The organism is Streptomyces sp. AC602_WCS936 (assembly GCF_019049125.1).
Classification (GTDB): domain Bacteria; phylum Actinomycetota; class Actinomycetes; order Streptomycetales; family Streptomycetaceae; genus Streptomyces.
Genome location: NZ_JAGMUF010000062.1, coordinates 1 through 18022 on the forward strand (window position 1 = coordinate 1; position 18022 = coordinate 18022).

The 18022-nt window shown below is 71.1% G+C and carries 20 protein-coding genes and 1 tRNA gene; 6 read left to right on the forward strand and 15 right to left on the reverse strand.

Annotation, left to right across the window (positions count from 1 at the left end):
* Nucleotides 1–59: 59 nt before the first annotated feature.
* Both KUM03_RS21575 and KUM03_RS21580 read right to left on the reverse strand, forming a co-directional pair.
* Nucleotides 60–770 carry a TetR family transcriptional regulator gene (locus KUM03_RS21575; protein WP_308406375.1) on the reverse strand — a complete coding sequence of 237 codons (711 nt, stop codon included), beginning with the start codon at nt 768–770 and terminating at the stop codon, nt 60–62.
* Between the two features lie 402 nt (nt 771–1172).
* The gene (locus KUM03_RS21580; RefSeq protein WP_217250928.1) at nt 1173–2171 is read right to left on the reverse strand and encodes an RNA polymerase sigma factor RpoD/SigA; all 999 of its coding nucleotides are present in this window, start codon (nt 2169–2171) and stop codon (nt 1173–1175) included.
* A gap of 222 nt (nt 2172–2393) precedes the next feature.
* On the opposite strand from KUM03_RS21580, the gene KUM03_RS21585 reads away from it, so the two are divergent.
* On the forward strand, nt 2394–2912 hold the full coding sequence (locus KUM03_RS21585) for a GNAT family N-acetyltransferase (RefSeq protein ID WP_217250929.1): 519 nt from the start codon (nt 2394–2396) through the stop codon (nt 2910–2912).
* Nucleotides 2913–2935: 23 nt separating this feature from the next.
* Here the strand turns inward: KUM03_RS21585 and KUM03_RS21590 are convergent, their stop codons facing one another.
* Complete coding sequence (locus KUM03_RS21590) at nt 2936–3697, reverse strand: class III extradiol ring-cleavage dioxygenase (protein WP_217250945.1); 762 nt, start codon at nt 3695–3697, stop codon at nt 2936–2938.
* A 135-nt stretch (nt 3698–3832) separates the two neighbouring features.
* Between KUM03_RS21590 and KUM03_RS21595 the strand changes: the two genes are divergently transcribed.
* Nucleotides 3833–4348: a MarR family winged helix-turn-helix transcriptional regulator gene (locus tag KUM03_RS21595; RefSeq protein WP_217250930.1), complete on the forward strand. Its 516-nt coding sequence runs from the start codon at nt 3833–3835 to the stop codon at nt 4346–4348.
* A 103-nt stretch (nt 4349–4451) separates the two neighbouring features.
* Here KUM03_RS21595 and KUM03_RS21600 read toward each other — a convergent pair whose 3' ends face one another.
* Together KUM03_RS21600 and KUM03_RS21605 are read right to left on the reverse strand one after the other, a co-directional pair.
* The gene (locus KUM03_RS21600; protein ID WP_217250931.1) at nt 4452–5996 is read right to left on the reverse strand and encodes an MFS transporter; all 1545 of its coding nucleotides are present in this window, start codon (nt 5994–5996) and stop codon (nt 4452–4454) included.
* Nucleotides 5997–6193: 197 nt separating this feature from the next.
* Entirely contained in the window at nt 6194–6847 is a 654-nt protein-coding gene (locus KUM03_RS21605; protein WP_217250932.1) for a TetR/AcrR family transcriptional regulator, read from the reverse strand.
* A gap of 290 nt (nt 6848–7137) precedes the next feature.
* On the opposite strand from KUM03_RS21605, the gene KUM03_RS21610 reads away from it, so the two are divergent.
* From KUM03_RS21610 to KUM03_RS21620, 3 genes are all read left to right on the forward strand, one after another.
* Nucleotides 7138–8436 (forward strand): M6 family metalloprotease domain-containing protein, encoded by a 1299-nt coding sequence (locus tag KUM03_RS21610; protein ID WP_217250933.1) that lies wholly within the window; start codon nt 7138–7140, stop codon nt 8434–8436.
* A 76-nt stretch (nt 8437–8512) separates the two neighbouring features.
* Nucleotides 8513–10138: an IclR family transcriptional regulator C-terminal domain-containing protein gene (locus tag KUM03_RS21615; protein ID WP_217250934.1), complete on the forward strand. Its 1626-nt coding sequence runs from the start codon at nt 8513–8515 to the stop codon at nt 10136–10138.
* A gap of 44 nt (nt 10139–10182) precedes the next feature.
* Nucleotides 10183–10258 (forward strand) — tRNA-Arg (locus KUM03_RS21620).
* Nucleotides 10259–10326: 68 nt separating this feature from the next.
* Here the strand turns inward: KUM03_RS21620 and KUM03_RS21625 are convergent.
* The 10 genes from KUM03_RS21625 to KUM03_RS21670 all read right to left on the reverse strand — a co-directional run bounded on the left by KUM03_RS21625 (nt 10327) and on the right by KUM03_RS21670 (nt 17268).
* Complete coding sequence (locus tag KUM03_RS21625; RefSeq protein ID WP_217250935.1) at nt 10327–11481, reverse strand: site-specific integrase; 1155 nt, start codon at nt 11479–11481, stop codon at nt 10327–10329.
* The gene (locus tag KUM03_RS21630; protein WP_217250936.1) at nt 11481–11675 is read right to left on the reverse strand and encodes a helix-turn-helix domain-containing protein; all 195 of its coding nucleotides are present in this window, start codon (nt 11673–11675) and stop codon (nt 11481–11483) included. The genes KUM03_RS21625 and KUM03_RS21630 overlap by 1 nt, the downstream gene beginning before the upstream one ends.
* Nucleotides 11672–13072 (reverse strand): replication initiator protein RepSA, encoded by a 1401-nt coding sequence (gene repSA, locus KUM03_RS21635; RefSeq protein WP_217250937.1) that lies wholly within the window; start codon nt 13070–13072, stop codon nt 11672–11674. Before repSA ends, KUM03_RS21630 begins: the two co-directional genes overlap by 4 nt.
* Nucleotides 13073–13161: 89 nt before the next feature.
* The gene (locus tag KUM03_RS21640; protein WP_217250938.1) at nt 13162–13479 is read right to left on the reverse strand and encodes a SpdD-like protein; all 318 of its coding nucleotides are present in this window, start codon (nt 13477–13479) and stop codon (nt 13162–13164) included.
* A 23-nt stretch (nt 13480–13502) separates the two neighbouring features.
* A complete protein-coding gene (locus tag KUM03_RS21645) occupies nt 13503–13658 on the reverse strand; it encodes a hypothetical protein (RefSeq protein ID WP_093456560.1) in 156 nt (51 codons plus the stop codon).
* 11 nt (nt 13659–13669) lie between these two features.
* Nucleotides 13670–13861: a mobile element transfer protein gene (locus KUM03_RS21650; RefSeq protein ID WP_007388789.1), complete on the reverse strand. Its 192-nt coding sequence runs from the start codon at nt 13859–13861 to the stop codon at nt 13670–13672.
* 32 nt (nt 13862–13893) lie between these two features.
* Nucleotides 13894–14547, reverse strand: a complete 654-nt coding sequence (locus KUM03_RS21655) for a DUF2637 domain-containing protein (RefSeq protein ID WP_217250939.1) — start codon at nt 14545–14547, stop codon at nt 13894–13896.
* 86 nt (nt 14548–14633) lie between these two features.
* The gene (locus tag KUM03_RS21660; RefSeq protein WP_217250940.1) at nt 14634–15989 is read right to left on the reverse strand and encodes an FtsK/SpoIIIE domain-containing protein; all 1356 of its coding nucleotides are present in this window, start codon (nt 15987–15989) and stop codon (nt 14634–14636) included.
* 3 nt (nt 15990–15992) lie between these two features.
* Nucleotides 15993–16349, reverse strand: a complete 357-nt coding sequence (locus tag KUM03_RS21665; protein ID WP_217250941.1) for a hypothetical protein — start codon at nt 16347–16349, stop codon at nt 15993–15995.
* A 139-nt stretch (nt 16350–16488) separates the two neighbouring features.
* Nucleotides 16489–17268: a GntR family transcriptional regulator gene (locus KUM03_RS21670; RefSeq protein ID WP_217250942.1), complete on the reverse strand. Its 780-nt coding sequence runs from the start codon at nt 17266–17268 to the stop codon at nt 16489–16491.
* A gap of 18 nt (nt 17269–17286) precedes the next feature.
* On the opposite strand from KUM03_RS21670, the gene KUM03_RS21675 reads away from it, so the two are divergent.
* Entirely contained in the window at nt 17287–17751 is a 465-nt protein-coding gene (locus KUM03_RS21675; protein WP_217250943.1) for an NUDIX hydrolase, read from the forward strand.
* The last annotated feature ends 271 nt before the right edge of the window (nt 17752–18022 follow it).

The window sequence follows — 18022 nt, forward strand, 5'->3', positions numbered from 1 at the left end:
CCTCCCACCCCGCCACGCGGCTGCACCCCGCACCCACGCACCGCCGCCCCACCCGCCCGTTATCCCCCAGCCGCAGCCCCGCGCCCCTCCCAGGCGAACGCCCGCAGCCCTGCCAGGTTTCGCAGCGCCGGCTCGACGGGGCTCTCCGCCCCTGCCCCGCCGTCCGCCCAGTGCTCCACCGCCACCCGCACCGCCGCGCCCGCCACCGCGGCCGCGAAGTGCAGCTCCGGGGAGCTCGCCAGCCGCTCGGCAACGTTGTCGTCACCGTCGGACAGCCGTGCCGCCAGCACCTCCACCAGCCCCCGTTCGGCGATCATGCACACCTCCGCCCACACCTTCCGCAGCGCCGGGCTGGTCTCGGCCAGGCGGATCAGCGTGCGGGCCCACTCCCAGGACGGCGCCGACACCCCGGCGCCGGGCGTCAGCGTGTGCCGTACGGCGTGTTCCAGGGCGTCGGGCACGGACAGCTCGGGCGGAGCGGCGCGCACCGCGGCCGCCCAGCGCTCGGCGCCGAGGGCGTAGAGCGGGGCGACGGCCTCCTCCTTGGTCGCGAAGTAGCGGTAGAAGGTGCGCGGGGCGACTCCCGCGGCGCGGGCGATGTCCTCCGCCCGGGTCGCCCGCAGGCCCTGGCGCACGAAGAGGCCGGCCGCCGCGCGGGCGATCTCCATCCGGGTCGCGGCCTTGCGCCGCTCGGTCAGGGAAAGAGGCCCGGCACCGAGGCCGGAATCGGACGGTTCGGACGCGGGAGAGGCCGGGATGGTGCTGCTCACTTCGGCAGGCTATGCCGCTGTGACAGAATCTGCCATTCGGCGGGTCACCCCGGGGTTCAGGTCCGGGGTGCCCCGCTGCGGAGCGGTCCGGAAACGGAGGGAGCCGGGCTGCGGCGCCCCGGGGGGAGAGGCGCCGAGCCCGGCTCGGGAAAGTCCCGGCGCCGGGGGGAGTGCGTCGGGACGTGGTCCTGGAGGGGCACAAGGCCCGGTCCGGAGCGGGTGCCCCGGGGCCGAATCACTGGGCCCGGTGTTCTTGTTCCCGGGCCCCCGCCGGTTGAAGCAGCGTTGTACGGCCATGTTTGCGCGGGGTTCGGCCACCGGCGTACGCCCCACGCGTCACGTCACGCCCCCTCATCACGGCGGGCAGGTCACCGGCCCGCCACACCGCGCTCGGGGTCTGTTCTACGCCGCGGCCTCGAAGCCGGTGTCGCGGGCCAGCTTCTTCAGCTCCAGCAGCGCGTGCTTCTCGATCTGCCGGATGCGCTCACGGGTGAGGCCGTGCTCCTTGCCGACCTCGGTCAGCGTACGCTCCCGGCCGTCGTCGATGCCGTACCGCATCTTGATGATGGAGGCCGTGCGCGGGTCGAGGCGGCCGATGAGGTCGTCCAGCTCCTCGCTGCGCAGCAGCGTCAGCACCGACTGCTCGGGCGACACGGCGGAGGTGTCCTCCAGCAGGTCGCCGAACTGGGTCTCGCCCTCGTCGTCCACCGACATGTTCAGCGAGACGGGGTCGCGGGCCCAGTCGAGGACGTCGGTGACGCGCTCCGGCTTCGAGCCGAGCTCGGCGGCGATCTCCGCGGGCTCCGGCTCGCGGCCGTGCTCCCGGTTGAACTCCCGCTGCACGCGCCGGATGCGGCCCAGCTCCTCCACCAGGTGGACGGGGAGCCGGATGGTGCGCGACTGGTCCGCGATGGAGCGGGTGATGGCCTGACGGATCCACCAGGTGGCGTACGTCGAGAACTTGAAGCCCTTGCGGTAGTCGAACTTCTCGACCGCGCGGACCAGGCCCGCATTGCCCTCCTGGATCAGGTCGAGGAGCGGCAGGCCGCTGCGCGGGTAGCGCCGGGCGACCGCCACGACCAGCCGGAGGTTGGAGCGGATGAAGACGTCCTTCGCCCGCTCGCTCTCGTCGATCAGGGCCTGGAGCTCCTCCCGGGTGGCGTCCGCCCCGGTCTCCTCGTAGCCTTCGAGGACCTGCCGCGCGAACACACCCGCTTCGATGGTCTGGGACAGCTCGACCTCCTTGGCGGCGTCGAGCAGCGGTGTCCGTGCGATCTCGTCGAGGTACATGCCGACCAGATCGCGGTCGGCGAGCTCGCCGCTGCCTGCGCGGACGCTGGTTGCCGCGTCGGCCGTCTCGCCGGTGGCGGACTTACGACGGGCGACGGCACGGGTTGCCATGCGTGCTCCCTTGCGATGGTGGTTCAGCGGGTGGTCCTGTGGACGTTCGGCACCGTCTGGGGTTGTCTCCGGTCCCGGATCTGCGCTCCGGCCACTCCCGGGACTCTCCTCGGGTGCCCTGCATCCGATGGAAACAACGACTGGAATCCGGACAGAATTCCCAACCCGCCCCCCGATTTTTCTGATCATGCAGTACCCTGTGCCGCCACACGAGGAGGCGTGATGCCGGCGGGACGTACGGAGGTCCAGGTCAGGCCGGGAATCGAGGACGACCTCAAGGCCCTCACCGACCTCTACAACCACTACGTACGTGAGACGCCCATCACGTTCGACACCGAGCCGTTCACCCCGGAAGAGCGCCGCCCTTGGCTGCTCTCCCACCCTGAAGACGGCCCCCACCGGCTCAGGGTTGCCACGGACGCCGAGTCACGGGAAATCCTGGGGTACGCCACATCGAGCCCTTATCGCGCCAAGCCCGCCTACCGCACCTCGGTGGAGACCACGGTCTACGTCGCCCCCGGCGCCGGCGGCCGGGGCATCGGCACCCTGCTCTACGCGTCCCTCTTCGAGGCCCTGGCCGGCGAGGACCTGCACCGCGCCTACGCGGGCATCGCCCAGCCGAACGAGGCCTCCGCCCGGCTGCACGAGCGCCTCGGCTTCCGGTACGTCGGCACGTACCGGGAGGTGGGCCGCAAGTTCGGCCGGTACTGGGACGTGGCCTGGTACGAGAAGCCGCTGTAGCCCCGCGGCCGACGCCCCCGCGCTCAGCCGAACTGCACCGACCGCTTGGCCAGCCCCATCCAGAACCCGTCGATCACGGACCGCTGCAGATCCAGCTCACCGGCCGCGTCCGCCGCGCCCATGGTCACGAACAGCGGGGCGAAGTGCTCGGTGCGCGGGTGGGCGAGCAGGCCCGCCGGGGACTTGCGGGCGAAGTCGAGCAGCGCGTCCACGTCACCGGCCTCCAGCGCGCGCCGGCCCCAGTCGTCGAACTCGGCGGACCAGGAGGGGACGCCGGCCTGGCGCAGCGCGGCCAGGTTGTGGGTGAAGAAGCCGGAGCCGATGATCAGCACGCCCTCGTCGCGCAGCGGCGCGAGCCTGCGGCCGGTCTCCATCAGCCGCTCCGGGTCGAGGGTCGGCATGGAGACCTGGAGGACGGGGATGTCGGCGCCGGGGTACATCTCGACCAGCGGCACGTACGCGCCGTGGTCGAGCCCGCGGTCGGGCACGTCCTGCACGGGCGTACCGGGGGCGCGCAGCAGCTTGCGTACGGACTCGGCGAGCGCGGGGGCGCCGGGGGCCTCGTAGCGCACCCGGTAGTAGTGCTCCGGGAAGCCCCAGAAGTCGTAGACCAGGGGGACGGTCCGGGTGGCGCCGAGGGCGAGCGGGGCCTCCTCCCAGTGGGCGGAGACGACGAGGATCGCTTTGGGGCGGGGCAGTGCGGCGGCCCAGGCGGCCAGTTCGCCGGGCCAGAGGGGGTCGTCGGCGAGGGGCGGCGCGCCGTGGCTCAGGTAGAGGGCGGGCATGCGCTCCTGGGCGGTGGCGGACACGGGGCGACTCCAGTTGTTCAGGTCACTGGGCTACTTGAACCCTCAAGCTCTTCCTCGTAGGCAAATCTAAGGGTTCCTTGTTTAAAGTTCAAGGACTCGTACCATGGATACATGAACACGGCACCCATCCCGCCCTCCGCCGACGAGCCCCGCTGGCTCACCGCCGAGGAGCAGCGCGTCTGGCGTTCCTACATCGAGGCGGCCACCCTCCTGGAGGACCATCTCGACCGCCAGCTCCAGCGCGACGCGGGGATGCCGCACGTCTACTACGGACTGCTGGTCAAGCTCGCCGAGTCACCGCGGCGGCGGCTGCGGATGACGGAGCTGGCCCGGTACGCCAAGATCACCCGCTCCCGCCTCTCGCACGCGATCGCCCGCCTGGAGAAGAGCGGCTGGGTGCGCCGCGAGAACTGCCCCTCCGACAAGCGGGGCCAGTTCGCCGTGCTCACGGAGGAGGGGTACGCGGTACTGGGGCAGACCGCGCCGGGCCACGTGGAGGCCGTGCGCCAGGCCGTGTTCGACCGTCTCACGCCGGAACAGCAGAAGTCCCTCGGCGAGATCATGCGGATCGTCGCCGAGGGACTCCAGCCCCGCGAAGCGGGTGCGGACCTGCCCTGGCTGCGCTGAGCGCGCGGCCGGGGCAGGTCCTGGGAACCGTGCGCGGAGGGCGTCCCCTCCCCCCGCGCACGGATGGAACAGGGGGCCCGAGGGGGTAACGCGTCCGGCGTCGTCAGTGGGCGACGACCGGCACCGGCAGTTCCTCCTCGGCCGCGTCGCCCGCACCGGACCCGGTGACGGCGGTGCCGCCCGGACGACCGGCGTTGATGAGGGTCAGGGCGATCACGGCCGCCACGACCAGGATGCCGACGGCGAACCAGATCGCGCTGGTGTAGCCCTGCACCTGACCCTCCAGCTGGACCAGCTGCTGCTGGGACCGGCCGGCGGCGCCGCCGATGTGGTCGGCGATGTAGGACGTGGTGGCCGAGGCGGCGATGGTGTTCAGCAGCGCCGTGCCGATCGCGCCACCCACCTGCTGCGAGGTGTTGACCATGGCGGAGGCGACACCGGCGTCCCGCGGCTCGACACCCTGCGTGGCCATGGACATCGCCGGCATGAACGCCGTACCCATGCCGAGGCCGAGCAGCAGCATGCCGGGCAGCAGCACACCGGCGTAGGAGGTGTCGATCTCCAGCTGGGTCAGGAACAGCATGCCGACGGCGGCGACCAGGAAGCCGGGGCCCATCAGCAGCCGGGGCGCGACCCGGGTCATCAGGCGGGTGCCGATCTGCGTGGAGCCCGTGATCATGCCCGCGATCATCGGCAGGAAGGCGAAGCCGGTCTTGACCGGCGTGTAGCCCTTCACGATCTGCAGGTAGTAGGTCAGGAAGAGGAACAGGCCGAACATCGCGATGATCGCCAGGCCCAGCGAGAGGTAGACCCCGCCCCGGTTGCGCTCGGTGATCACGCGCAGCGGCAGCAGCGGGGCCTTGACCCGGGACTCGACGATCACGAAGGCCAGCAGCAGCACGGCCGAGCCGACGAACATGCCGACCGTCACCGCGTCGCTCCAGCCGTCGGACTCGGCGCGGGTGAAGCCGTAGACGAGCGCGACCAGACCCAGGGTGGACAGGATCACGCCGGGGACGTCGAGCGGCGAGCGGTTGCGGCCGCCCTTCGGCTCACGGATGACCAGGTACGCACCGGCCGCGGCGACCACGGCGAACGGGATGTTGACGAAGAACGTCCAGCGCCAGTTCAGGTACTCGGTGAGGAAACCGCCGAGGATCAGACCGACGGCACCGCCGCCACCGGCGATCGCACCGTAGATGCCGAACGCCTTGGCTCGCTCCTTGGCGTCCGTGAACATCACGGCGAGCAGGGAGAGCGCGGCGGGCGCGAGCAGGGCGCCGAAGACGCCCTGGAGGGCGCGGGAGCCGAACATCATGGCCTCGTTGGTGGCCGCACCGCCGAGCGCCGAGGCGACGGCGAAGCCGGCCAGGCCCACGACGAAGGTGCGCTTGCGGCCCCACAGGTCGGCTATCCGGCCGCCGAAGAGCAGCAGTCCGCCGAAGGCGAGGGCGTAGGCCGTGACGACCCACTGCCGGTTGCCGTCGGAGATGCCGAGGTCCTGCTGCGCGGAGGGCAGCGCGATGTTCACGATGGTGGCGTCGAGGACCACCATCAGCTGGGCGAGCGCGATGAAGACGAGCGCTTTCCAGCGTCCGGCGTCCGGGGCGTCGGTGACGCCGGAGGCCTTGACGGCTGTTTGAGACATGGGGATACCCACTTCGGGACTTCGTGACGGAAAAAGGTGAGTAAAGGGACGACTGGGACGCGGCCCGACCCGGGGCGACGGCTACGGGAGCCGCCGCCCTCCGGCCGGACGTGAATCCCGGTGAGGTCTCCGCGGAACTACTGGTCGCGGAATTGCTGGTCGCGGAATTGCTGGTCGCGGAATGAGTGGTCGCGGAACTACTGGTCGCAGGGCCGGCGCAGGTCCTCCATGGTCACGACCGCGCCCGGCAGGGCGGAGCGGGCCGGAGCCCGCAGCCCGTCCAGGAACAGTTGCAGGTGGCGGTGGACGAACCGGTCGGCGCTCAGGCACCCCGTACCGGCCGGGGGCCGGCTGAGCTGGGCCGCGGCGATCATCAGATCCCCCACGCCCACATCGGTACGGAGCTGGCCGGCCGCCTTCGCCCGGTCCATGACCTCGGCGACGAGCCGCTCGACCCGTTCACGCGCCGCCTCCAGGTCGGGGTGGTGCTGGTCGAACGTGCTGGACACCATCGGGCACAGGGCGCTGATCCGCTCGTCGGCGGCGACGTGCACGAAGCGCTCCAGCGCCTCGAACGCGTCCCCGGTCTCCGCGAGCGCGAGCTCCGCCGCCCGTGCCGTACGGTCCATGACCGAGCAGACGACCTCGCGGACGAGGGCGTCGCGGTCGGGGAAGTTGCGGTACACCGTGGCGTTGCCGACGCCGGCCCGGCGGGCGACGTCGTCGAGCGGCACGTCGGGCCCGTGCTCCACGAACATCTCCCGGGCGGCGGTGACGATCCGCTCCCGGTTGCGCAGGGCGTCGGCGCGGGGCCGGGTCACCTTCTGGCGCTCGGGGGCTGCGGTCTGCACGGCGTACTCCTCGGACATCGGGTGGGCGATCCGGGGAGGGAGTCCCCGTTTCGCTCGGACACCTGGCTAAACGGGGAAACGATCCCCGGTTATTTCCCACGCACGAAGAAACATCCCGTGACCTGAGTCACACACCGGGGCGGTCCGTGCCCTGCCCTCCCCCCGGCCGGTGGCTACCGGCGAGAAACCCACGATCGGCTCCTCCAGCGCGCGCCCGCCCACCCCTCGGCACAGGGTGAGCGCAAGGGTGCAGCCGGAGTCGGGCGGCTGCCGTGGTCCGGGAGGTCCGCATGCAGCCGCAGCCGCCGGCGCAGCCGTCGAGCCGCCGGATACGCCCGCGCAGGCTCGCCGCGATCGCGACCGTCACCGCCGTGACCTTCGCGGTCAGCACCTCGGCCGGCACCGGCCGGCTCGCTCCGGACACCACGGCGGCGGGCCCCGGCCCCGCGGCCCTCTCCCGCTCCTCCGCGCACGGCCCCTGCATGATCAGCGGCGGCCCCGAGATCCAGATGTCCGAGGGCGTCCCCACCTCCGCCGGCTACGCCCCCTCCACGGGCACCGTCCGCGCCCTCAACCTGATGATCGACTTCTCCGACGCCCCCGGCGAGGGCAAGGCGATGGACCGCTACGCGGAGTTCTTCCCGCAGACCGAGGAATGGTTCCGCACCAGTTCCTACGGCCGCCTCGACTACCGCCCCGAGACGCCGATCAAGGACTGGCTGCGCATGCCGAAGTCGTTCGCCGAGTACGGCATAGAGCGCGGCGCCCCCTTCGAGCCCGGCTACCGCCAACTGGTCGAGGACCTGGTCTCGGAGGCCGACGCGAAGGTCGACTTCCGCGCGTACGACCTCGTGAACGTCCTGGTCACCCCGAACGCGGGCCCCTCCGCCCTGGACACGGTCCTGTCCGTCACCTTCGCCGGCAACGCGGAGGCACCGGTCGCCGACGGCGTCCCCGTCGCCAACGCCTCCTTCGTATACTCCCGCCAGGACGACGGCTCCGGCTCCTACGACGAGACCGGCTACCGCGTCCTGCCCCACGAGAACGGCCACGTCTTCGGCCTCCCCGACCTCTACACCCAGGAGGGCGGAGGAGCCGTCGGCCACTGGGACATCATGAGCGAGGACTGGGGCGCCAACAACGACCTCCTCGGCTGGCACAAGTGGAAGCTGGGCTGGCTCGACCGCACCCAGGTGCACTGCGCGTCGGCACCGGGGACGACGGAGTACACACTGACCCCGCTGGCCCGCAAGGGCGGCGACAAACTGGTGGTCGTGCCGCTGGACGCGGAGTCCGGGTACGCGATCGAACTGCGCACCCGCGAAGGCAACGACGAGGTGGTCTGCCGGCCCGGCATCCTGATCTACAAGGTCGACGCGGACGTGGACACGGGCATGGGCCCGGTGACCGTCTACGACTCCCGGCAGGACAGCGGCGGCTGCACCCGCGCCCCGAACGTCCACGCCGAACTCTCGGACGCCGCCTTCACTCCCGGCGAGACCTTCAAGGACCCGCGCCACGGCATCACGATCGCGGTCTCGGGAGCCGACGCGAAGGGCGACCACCAGGTGCGCGTCACCCGGCGGTGACGACCGGCGCCGCCCTGCGGCGGCATACGGTAGGCGGGCCCGCCGCGACCGCCGTACCGGAGACACCGGAGACCCGATGCCCGCCGACCTCACCAACGACACCCCACCGGACGGCTCCAGTACCGGCACCGCACCGACCGCGGACACGGACCCGCCCGCCGAGGCGGTGACCCCCCTCCTGCGCGGCATCGCCGTACTCCACCACCTCACCGAGGCGCGCGACGGCACCCTCAGCCTCAGCGGCCTGGAGAAGGCCACCGGCCTGGCCCGCTCCACGGTCGACCGCGTCACGGCCACCCTCGCCCGCATGGGCTACGTCCGCCTCGACGGCCGCGACGTGAGCCTCGCCCCCCGCCTGACGGAACTGGGCAACGCCTACCTGGCCGCCCTCCGCCTCCCCGCCCTGCTCTCCGCCCGCGCCGACGCGCTGGCCGACGAGCTGGACGAGTCGGTCTCCCTGGCGGTCGCCGACGGGGACGGCATCCGCTTCATCCACCAGGCCACCCGCCGCCGCGCGATGTCCCTCAGCTTCCGCATCGGCGACCTCCTCCCCGCCGAACGCACGGCCCCCGGCCCGCTGTTCGCCACGGAGTGGACGGACACCGACTGGCACCACTGGCACACCCGCAGAGCAGCCGACCCGGAAGACCGCACCTTCCCGGCCGTCCCCCCGGCCGAACACCCCACCCCCGACTCGGACTTCACACACCGTACGACCACGGCGGCGACCGCCGGCTACTCCCTGGACGACCAACTGATCGAACCGGGCCTGGTCGCGGTCTCCGTCCCCGTACGCGACCCCCGCACCGGCGCTCCGGCCTGCGTGGCGAGCGTCGTCAGCCACACCAGCCGGCACACGGCGGACGACCTGCGCACAGCCCTCCTCCCCCGCCTCCGCGAGGCGGTCCGCTCGATGGAGCACACCCTGCACACCGCCCCGCCCCTGCACCCGGCACCGCCCCCGGCCGGACTGGCCACGTGGACGGGCGCGTCGAAGCAGCTACTCGGCAGGGACTTCGTCGAATCCCTGGCCCGCGGCCTCACCGTGCTCACGGCCTTCGACGAGAACCGCCCGGCCCTCACCCTCACCGAGGTCGCGAAGGCGACGGGCCTGACCCGCGCCACCGCCCGCCGAGCCCTGATCACCCACGAACACGCAGGCCTGGTACGACGACGAACCGCCGACCACACCTTCACCCTCACCCCCCGCGTCCTCTCCCTCGGCTTCCCACCCCTCTCCCGCACCTCCCTCCCCCAGATCGCCCAGCCCCACCTGACCGCCCTCGCCGACCGCGTCCACGAGTCGGCCGCGCTGGCCGTCCTGTCCGACTCGGGCGAGGAGATCCAGTACACGGCCCGGGCATCCACCGGCCGCGTCCTGAGCGCCCACATCGCGCTCGGCACCCGCCTCCCGGCCCACGCGACCGCCCTGGGCCGCGTCCTCCTCGCCCTCCCCGAGACACGCACCGCCGGCTACGCCCTGGTCGACGAGGAACTGGAGGCCGGCCTGCGCTCCCTCGCCGTCCCGGTCCACGACCGCGAGGGCCACGTCGTCGCCGCCCTCAACGTCGCGATGCACGCCGCCCGCCGCACGGCAGACGCCTGCGTGACGGACATACTCCCGCCCCTCCGCCAAACCGCCGCCCACATCGAGGCCGACCTGAGCGCGGCGGGCCGCTTCCGCCCGGTCCCCCTCACCTGACCAACCGCTACACTGTCGACGGCGGCACCACGTCGTGCCGCCGCGCCTTCGTAGCTCAGGGGATAGAGCACCGCTCTCCTAAAGCGGGTGTCGCAGGTTCGAATCCTGCCGGGGGCACCAGACAAAAGGCCCCGGACCGATCTTGGTCCGGGGCCTTTGACATCCACTTCTGACATCAACGCGGGCGATCACCCACGATCAGGGCGCCGCTTCCTGAGCAGCCGGTCCATGTGACTCATGGCCTCGCGCTGCGTGTCCTGCACGACGTGCGTGTAGACATCCATGGTGATGCTGATCTGCGAGTGTCCGAGGATCTCCATCACGACACGGGGCGCGACTCCAGCCGCCGTGAGGAGCGTGGCGGTGCCATGCCGAGCATCGTGCAGCCGGATGACGCGGAGGTCGGCGGACTCGGCGACGCGGGTGAAGGAGCGGTAGACGTTCCGCGGCTCGACCTGGCGGCCGGTACGCGTGGTGAAGACGTAACCGGACTCCTGCCACTGCTCCCCTGCCTTGATCCGAGCAGCCGCCTGCCGCATCCGGTGCCAGCGCAGGGGCGCGATGCAGAGGGCGGGCAGCGGGACGGCTCGGCGACGGCGGCTCTTCGGATCGTCGTCGTAGAGGACACCCCGACGCCGTTGCGTCTGCTGGCGGACGTAGAGAACACGATTGTCGAGGTCGAGGTCTGACCAGCGCAGGCCGATGATCTCTCCTCGGCGGAGTCCCATAGCGATGGCAAGCACGAAGGCCGCGTACAGCGGGTCCTTACGGGAGGCCGCGAGGAAGTCCAAAGTCTCGTCAAGGGTCCAGGGCTTCAGTTCGCGGTTGTCGGTGCGAGGCGGCTCGACCAGCTTGGCCACGTTGCGCGTGATCAGCTCCTCGCGACAGGCGGAGGACAGTGCCGACCGGAGGACGCGGTGAGATTCCTTGGCGGTTGCCGCAGTCGTCTCCTTCTCCAGGCGGACGAGGAAGCGGCGTACGTCGGCGACGCCGAGGGATTCGAGCCGCTTGGCGCCAAGCAGCGGAACGAGGTAGAGCCGGACGTGCGCCTCGTACTTGTCGTACGTGCTGAGCTTCCGCCGAGGCTTGATGACGTTGTCCAGCCAGTAAGGCAACCACTCGGAGAGCTTGGCCGACTTGGTAGGCACGGGCACGCCCTGGTCCACCTTGGCCAGCAGCTCCCGGCGCTTGACGTCGCACTCGGCCCAGGTCTTGCCGTAGGCGAACTTGCGAGCACGGGTTCCGTCCGGCTGGAGGACGTACACGGCGCACTGATACCGGCCGTCCTTGCGCTTGGTGATGGTGCCGGCGCCATTCGGATTGCGCTTGCGCGGAGCAGCCATCAGGCAGCCTCCTCGATCTGGCCGAGGACGAAGTCGCGAACAGCGGCAGCGGGGATGCGACGCGCCCCATCGATCTTGATCGAGACGAGGCGTCGCGAGCGGATCAGGTCATAGACCTTTGAGCGTCCGACCTTGAGACGCGCCATGACTTCCGGCACGGTCAGCAGTTCGGCGGTGGCAGTGACGGTGGTCATGCTGCGGCTCCTTCCATGGCCAGTTGGTCTTGCAGTGCTTCGCGTGCCGTTTCTCGGTTGAGCTGGAGGTCCCGGGCGATGGTGGCGGCGAGGGCGGATTCACCGGGGGTGTGGCCGTGTCCGGCGTACTGCCAGTCGGTGAGGACGAGGACGGTGTCCGGCTCGCGGTCGTCCAGGGCGAGGGCGGTGTGTTCCTGTGCGGCGCGGTAGTCGGCGCGTGTCTGGCGGAGGGCGCCGAGGGTGGTGGAGTAACGGCGGGACTTTGAGGAGAAGTGGCCGCGGAAGCCGAGCATGTGCGCCCAGGCCCAGAGGCGCCGGTCCGGGTAGAGGCGGTCCAGGTCGCGGCATGCGGTGATGAGTCGGCGCGTGTGGTCCGGGACCTGGTGGCGATCGAGTTCCGCGAGTTCGCCGATACGGCGGTCAAGCGTGCCGGTGTTCTCAGCGGCTTTGGTGGAGTACTTGGCGACGTAGGAGGCGACGGCCTGTTCGGTGATGTCGGAGCCGTCGCCGAAGGCTTTCACCGGGCGCACGTCGAGCTGTGTGCCCCAGCGGAAGGACCGGGCCGGTTGGTCCCCTGCGGCCGGGACGGAGACGGACGTATAGGAGTGCGCCGCAGCGGCGTGGATCGCGTCGGCGAGGAGGCCGACCGTTGCCCAGGCAGGCGGGGGCGTTCCTGGTCCGTCCGGTCCGTCGAGCCGGATCACCGCATGGAAGTGCAGGGCACCGCGCTTCTGAAACTCGGCGACCTTGCCGTACGAGACACGAACGCGGTCGGCGAGTTCTCGGCGGGTGAGGCCAGCGCGGGCGGCGAGTTCGCGACGCAGACGGGTGGTGAAGCGCTGCCAGAGCTGCCCGGCGTGGTTGTTGAACAGGACGGCACCCGCGTAGTCGTACGTGGTCGGGTCGAGGGCAGTCCCCAGTTCCGGGGCGTTGGGGGCGTGTTGGGTGCCGCAGCGGCATGTGCCGTGGTCGGGCCGGTTGTGGACCGGGCCGAAGGAGGGAGCGGTGAGTGTGGCGAACACGCGCGGGTGATCCCGGACCGTGGCGGGGACATCTCGGCAGTCGTCTCCGGCCAGGCCCGCGCGGATGAGGTGGTAGGTGTCGCCCGCGTAGGTCCAGGCGCAGGAGGAGCAGCGGGAGGCGCGGCGGTTGCCGCAGGCGAGGCGGAGGCGTCCACCGGGCTCAACGGCGGTCGTGTAGTGGTGCAGGGTCTCGCCGGTGGTCTTGTCCTTGTGGAGGGTCCAGCCGGTGAGGTGGACGGGGTCGGAGCAACCGCCGGTGCGGCGGATCTGCTCTTCCCAGCGGGTGTAGTCGGGGGCGGACGCGACGCGGAGGAGGTCACCGAGGGCGGTCGGGTCGAGCAGCGGGGCATGCGCGGTCGGGGCGCGGTGCGCCATGCTGGGTGCTTCCTTCCGGTTGTGAGATCGGTTGGGGACGGCGCCCGGGCGGCGGGTGCTTGGCGGTATCGAGGCCGCCCGGGGGCCGGTCAGCGTCGCTTGGCGTCGGCGTGGACGAGGGAGCGGATCACCAGGGCGCAGACGGCGACCGAGGCGCCGGTGATGGCGACGGCCAGGAGCATCGAGACGAGAACGGCGCCGACGACCAGGACGACGGCCGTTCCGCCGCCGACGAGGGCGAGGGCGGTGCCGGGGGTGAGCTGCACCGTGGGCCGGGACGGCGCAGGAGCGACCGGAGCAGGAGGCGGAACCTGCGCACTCGGTACGACGGCGGTCGGCTCCACGAGCACGGGCGGCGTGAGGTGGCGGGCGGGCGTGGGGTTAGTCGGGATCTTCGGGCGGAGCATCGGCGTTCTCCCTTCGAGTTGTGCTACTTGACGAAGCCGTTGACGACGGGGGCCAGCACGCTGTCGGCAATCAGGAAGCCGCCAAGGAGCAGTACGGCGATGAGCCACCAGGGCGGGCGGATGAGCTTGACGCCGAGGTAGCCGACGGCGAGGAGCGCGAGCCAGAGCGGGACGTTCATCGGGTGGCCTCCTAGCTGACGCGGCAGCGGTGGGTGCGGGCGGCGAGCTGTGCGGCGGACTGGCTGGAGTAGTCGGCGGACCAGCCGCAGCGGTCGTTGGTGCACACGGCGGCGTGTTTGGTCTGGCCTCGGCGGTCGCGGTGGGTGCCGATCTGCACGGGGCCGATCCGCATGACGGAGTGGAAGAAGTCGCGGGCGGGCATGTCAGTCGATCTCCTCTCGTGTCGCGGTCATGTCATTTGAGTTGGGCAGCGATGACGTCGGCGAGGTGAGGCGGGACGCCGAGGCGGGCGCGGAGGGTGTCGGTGTCGATCGGGGCGCCGGTGCGAGCGTGGTGGTCGTCGGCGACCTTGCGAGCGTGGTCGACGAGCGCGGCCGGGACCGGCACGGCCGTGGGCAGAGCAGGGGCTTCCTCGATCTGCGAGACGACGGGAGGTTCGGGCGCCGGGCGCGGCTCAGCGGCGGCCGTCTCGGGCGCGGGGTCCGGAGTCGGGACGGAGGGTGCCGGCGGAGTCGGGGCGGGGTCCGCGGGCGAGTGGGCGAGGAGGGTGCCGCCCATGAAGGCCAAGGCGGGCCAGGCGGCGACGAGGATGCGCAGCCAGGCCGGGACGTCGCCGAGGTCGAGGAGCCCTGCGGTGGCGACATTGGCGCCCAGCGATGCGACCAGGGCGATGAGGAACCAGCACCAGGCCAGCCGGGACGGCCCGTCGGCACGCAGCCGTCGCCAGGCGGCGATCAGGAGCAGGTCGACCGAGACGGGATAGGCCCAGGCCTTCCAGCCGGTCTGTCCGGCAGCGGCGGCGAGGTCGTGGAGGTGGGCGAAGGACAGCGCCCCGGCGATGACGGCCTGAACGAGTACGGCGTCGATACGGAGAGCGGGGCGGGCCATCACGGTTCCTTCCTGTGATCAGGCATGGCGGGGGTAGGGACCCGGCGCGAAGGACGGTCGCGCCGACCGTGGGAGGGGGAGGGGTGTCAGGCGGTGGCGGGGGCTGTCTTGGACAGCGGCACGCGGGCCGAGGGCAGCGCAGCGACCGCGGGCCGGAAGGGCGCGAGGGCGGGCAGCTCGGGGGTGCGGTCGGCGTGCTTGCTGCAGACGTTCACGGCCTGGCGCAGCGTGGTGTGCGGGGCGCGGATGCGGTGCCAGCCGCCGGTGGAGTCCCCGGCGATGGCGATGCCGCGTGTCTCGGCGGGAATCTGGATGGCGGCGAGGACGGCGTCCGGGGCGATGTCGCCGAAGGTCATGTTCGCGGACGTCTCGTCGTTGACGCGGTGGGCGGTGCGGCCGGTGAGCTGGGCGCGGAGCATGGTGATGCCCTTGCCGAGTTCGGAGCCGAAGCGCTGCCCGCAGATTTCCAGGTAGACGCCGGCTGCGCGGCCGAGCTGGGCAAGGCGGACCAGGGCGGTGATGATCCGGTCCCGGCGCTTCTCTTCCTCCTTGCTGGCGAAGAGGGCGAGTTCGGCGACCTCGTCGACCAGGACGACGACCGGCACCGGCCTAAGGTCCTCGGGCAGGTCCCAGATATCGGCGGCGATCTCCGCATCCGGCACGGCGACGCTGATCCGCTGCTCGGCGCGGATGAGCTGGTACACGTCCTGCATGTGGGAGACCAGCGCCTCCAGCAGCTCCAGCGCGGTGTCCGGGTTGTCGGCGAGCGCGGAGAACCGGCGGGCCAGCGGGAACAGCTCGACCCCTTGCTTGCAGTCGATGCCGACCAGCGCGACATGGTGCGGGGCGAGCCCGGCGACGAGGTTGCGCTGATAGACGGACTTGCCGGACTCCGTGGCACCGAGGGTCAGACCGTGCGGGACAGCGCGGTAGTCGCGGTAGTGCACCGAGCCGTCCTCCCGCAGCGCGACCGGCACGCACATTGGGCGGGTGTCGGTCTTGGCCGGCATCTGCACCCGCTTGAGCACGTCGTAGCCGGTCATCCGGATCTCGACCACACCGGAACGCAGCTCACGGGAGGTGACGCCGTACATCCCGAAGGAGTGGCGCAGCCGGTCCGAGGCGGCGGCGACGTCGAAGGCGTCCTGTCCAGAGCGGAGTTTGAGCCGGAGGACCAGGCCGGTGTGGGTGGGCCGCAGCCGCAGGATGCGCGGCGCGCGGGACTCCGGTGCCGGGCGGTTGGCTACCCGGGCCAGCATGAGGCGCCAGCGCGAGGGCGGGACCGTCAGCCCGCAGGCCTCCATGACGGAGGCGTAGCGGACCAGGACGCGCACGACAGCGAAGGTGACCCCGAAGGTCAGCCAGTACCAGGCGGGACGCCGCCACCGCAGGAGACCCGCAGCGGCGACGACCACCAGCAGTAAGACCGTCGGCCACATCATGGCTCAGGCCGCCTTCGAGGCCGTGCCCGTGTTGGCCAGCGAGGTGACGGCGACCGCGCGGAAGGCGATGCCGTGCCGCTTCTGGCCGTTGAACTCGTTCTCCCACGGCCGGGCGACCAGCCCCGTGAGCGCGGCCGGGGTGCCCATGGTCAGGTCACCGGAGATGCCGGTCTCCGGGACGGTGACGGACAGGATCTCGACTTCGTCGCTGGCCGCGAACATCACGTCCACGGTCATCAGCTTCGCGCCGGTCTCGGCGTCAGTGGCGATCTCACCGGTACGGCGGTCACGCACCTTGGGCTGCGGGGTCTTGGCAACCATCACGGTCGCGGCGGAGGTGTCGACGGGGATCTGACGCACAGCAGAACACTCCTCTATCGATGCTGAACTCCGTCACTCATGTATATGAGTGACATGAAGAAGAGTGCATCACTCCTGTACATGAGTCAACCCGCCGGGACATCGAAGTCACGACGGGTTGCGAGAAGTTGAGCGAGCGTCAGTCGGCGGCAGGGATCCGGTACTCGAAAACGAACTGGTCAGCAGCCATGAGCGTGTCGCAGACCTCCACCACGACTCCAGCCGTCGTACGGGCCTCCCGGGTCAGATGAACCACCGGCGCACCCGGACTCAGAGCCAGCTCGGAGGCTTCAGCCTTGGAGGCCGGCCGCGCTTGCAGCGTCTCGACGAACTCGGCGAACTCATGCCCGTGGTCTTCGAGTCGAGCGTAAATGCCACCGCCGCCGGGGTTCTCGGCGAACAGCTCGGGGATGTCCTTGACGACGTCCCACGGGAGGTAGGAGGAGGCAGTCTCGACCGGGGTGCCGTTGCGGAAGTAGAGGCGCCGCCGGGCAAGCACCTGAGTGCCGGCGGGAACGCCGAGCCGCTGAGCGGCATCCGCGGGGGCTTCCATGGGCCCGATGTAGAGGACGCTCACCTTGGCCGTGGCACCGGACTGCGCGGACTCCGCGAGGTACGCGGCCTTGCCACCCTGACGAAGCGAACGCCGGAAGCGATCGGAGGAACGGTGCCGCACCGGCGGCCGGTCCTTCACGATGGACCCCTTACCGTGCCGGGTCTCGACGAGCCCGCTCGCCCGCACCTCGACCATGGCCTTGCGGATCGTGCCCCCGGACACGCCGTAGCGCTCCACCAGCTCCGATTCACTCGGCACCATGTCACCGGGCTTGAGCACACCCGCCCGGATCTGCCGCACGATCTCGTCCGCGATCTGCACGTACCGAGGCCCGGACCTGCCCCCCTCTACCGCAGTTCCCATAGTCCTTCTCTGCCTCCTATGCTCCTGTACATGAGTCAACCACAGGAAGCAACGTCGACGCCCCTGCACTCCGTATCCGTAGCCGGAGTCGTCGTGCGCGAAGACGGCCGCCTCCTGGCGATCCGCCGAGCCGACAACGGCACCTGGGAACTCCCCGGCGGCGTACTCGAACTCAACGAGACCCCAGAGACCGGCGTAGCCCGCGAAGTCTGGGAAGAGACCGGCATCCACGTCGAGGTCGACGAACTCACCGGCGTCTACAAGAACACCACCCGAGGCATCGTCGCCCTGGTCTTCCGCTGCAAGCCCTCCGGCGGCACCGAACGCACCTCAAGCGAATCCACAGCCGTCTCCTGGCTCACACCCGACGAGGTCAGCAACCGCATGTCCGAGGTCTACGCCATCAGACTCCTGGACGCCCTAGACGGGGCTGGCCCCCACGTACGAAGCCACGACGGCAAGCACCTCATCCCAGCGGGATAAGACTTTCCCTACTTCATCAAGGCCCGCGCACGGCGCGGGCGCGCGCCGCCTCAACGGCGCGGCCCGCCTCCTGTCTGCGCCCCGGCTGGCCGCGCCCGGCGGCGCGCTCGGCGGCTGCGGGCATGAAGTGGGGAGACACCCTCTGTGGCTGGGACGGTCGGCTCCACGGCTTTAGAGGTCGTTCTCTTTCCGAACCCCGTGTGCGGATTCCGCTGGTCAGGCATGGGAACGCAGGTGTTGCGGAAGTCTCGGCTCGTTACTGGCCGAGATG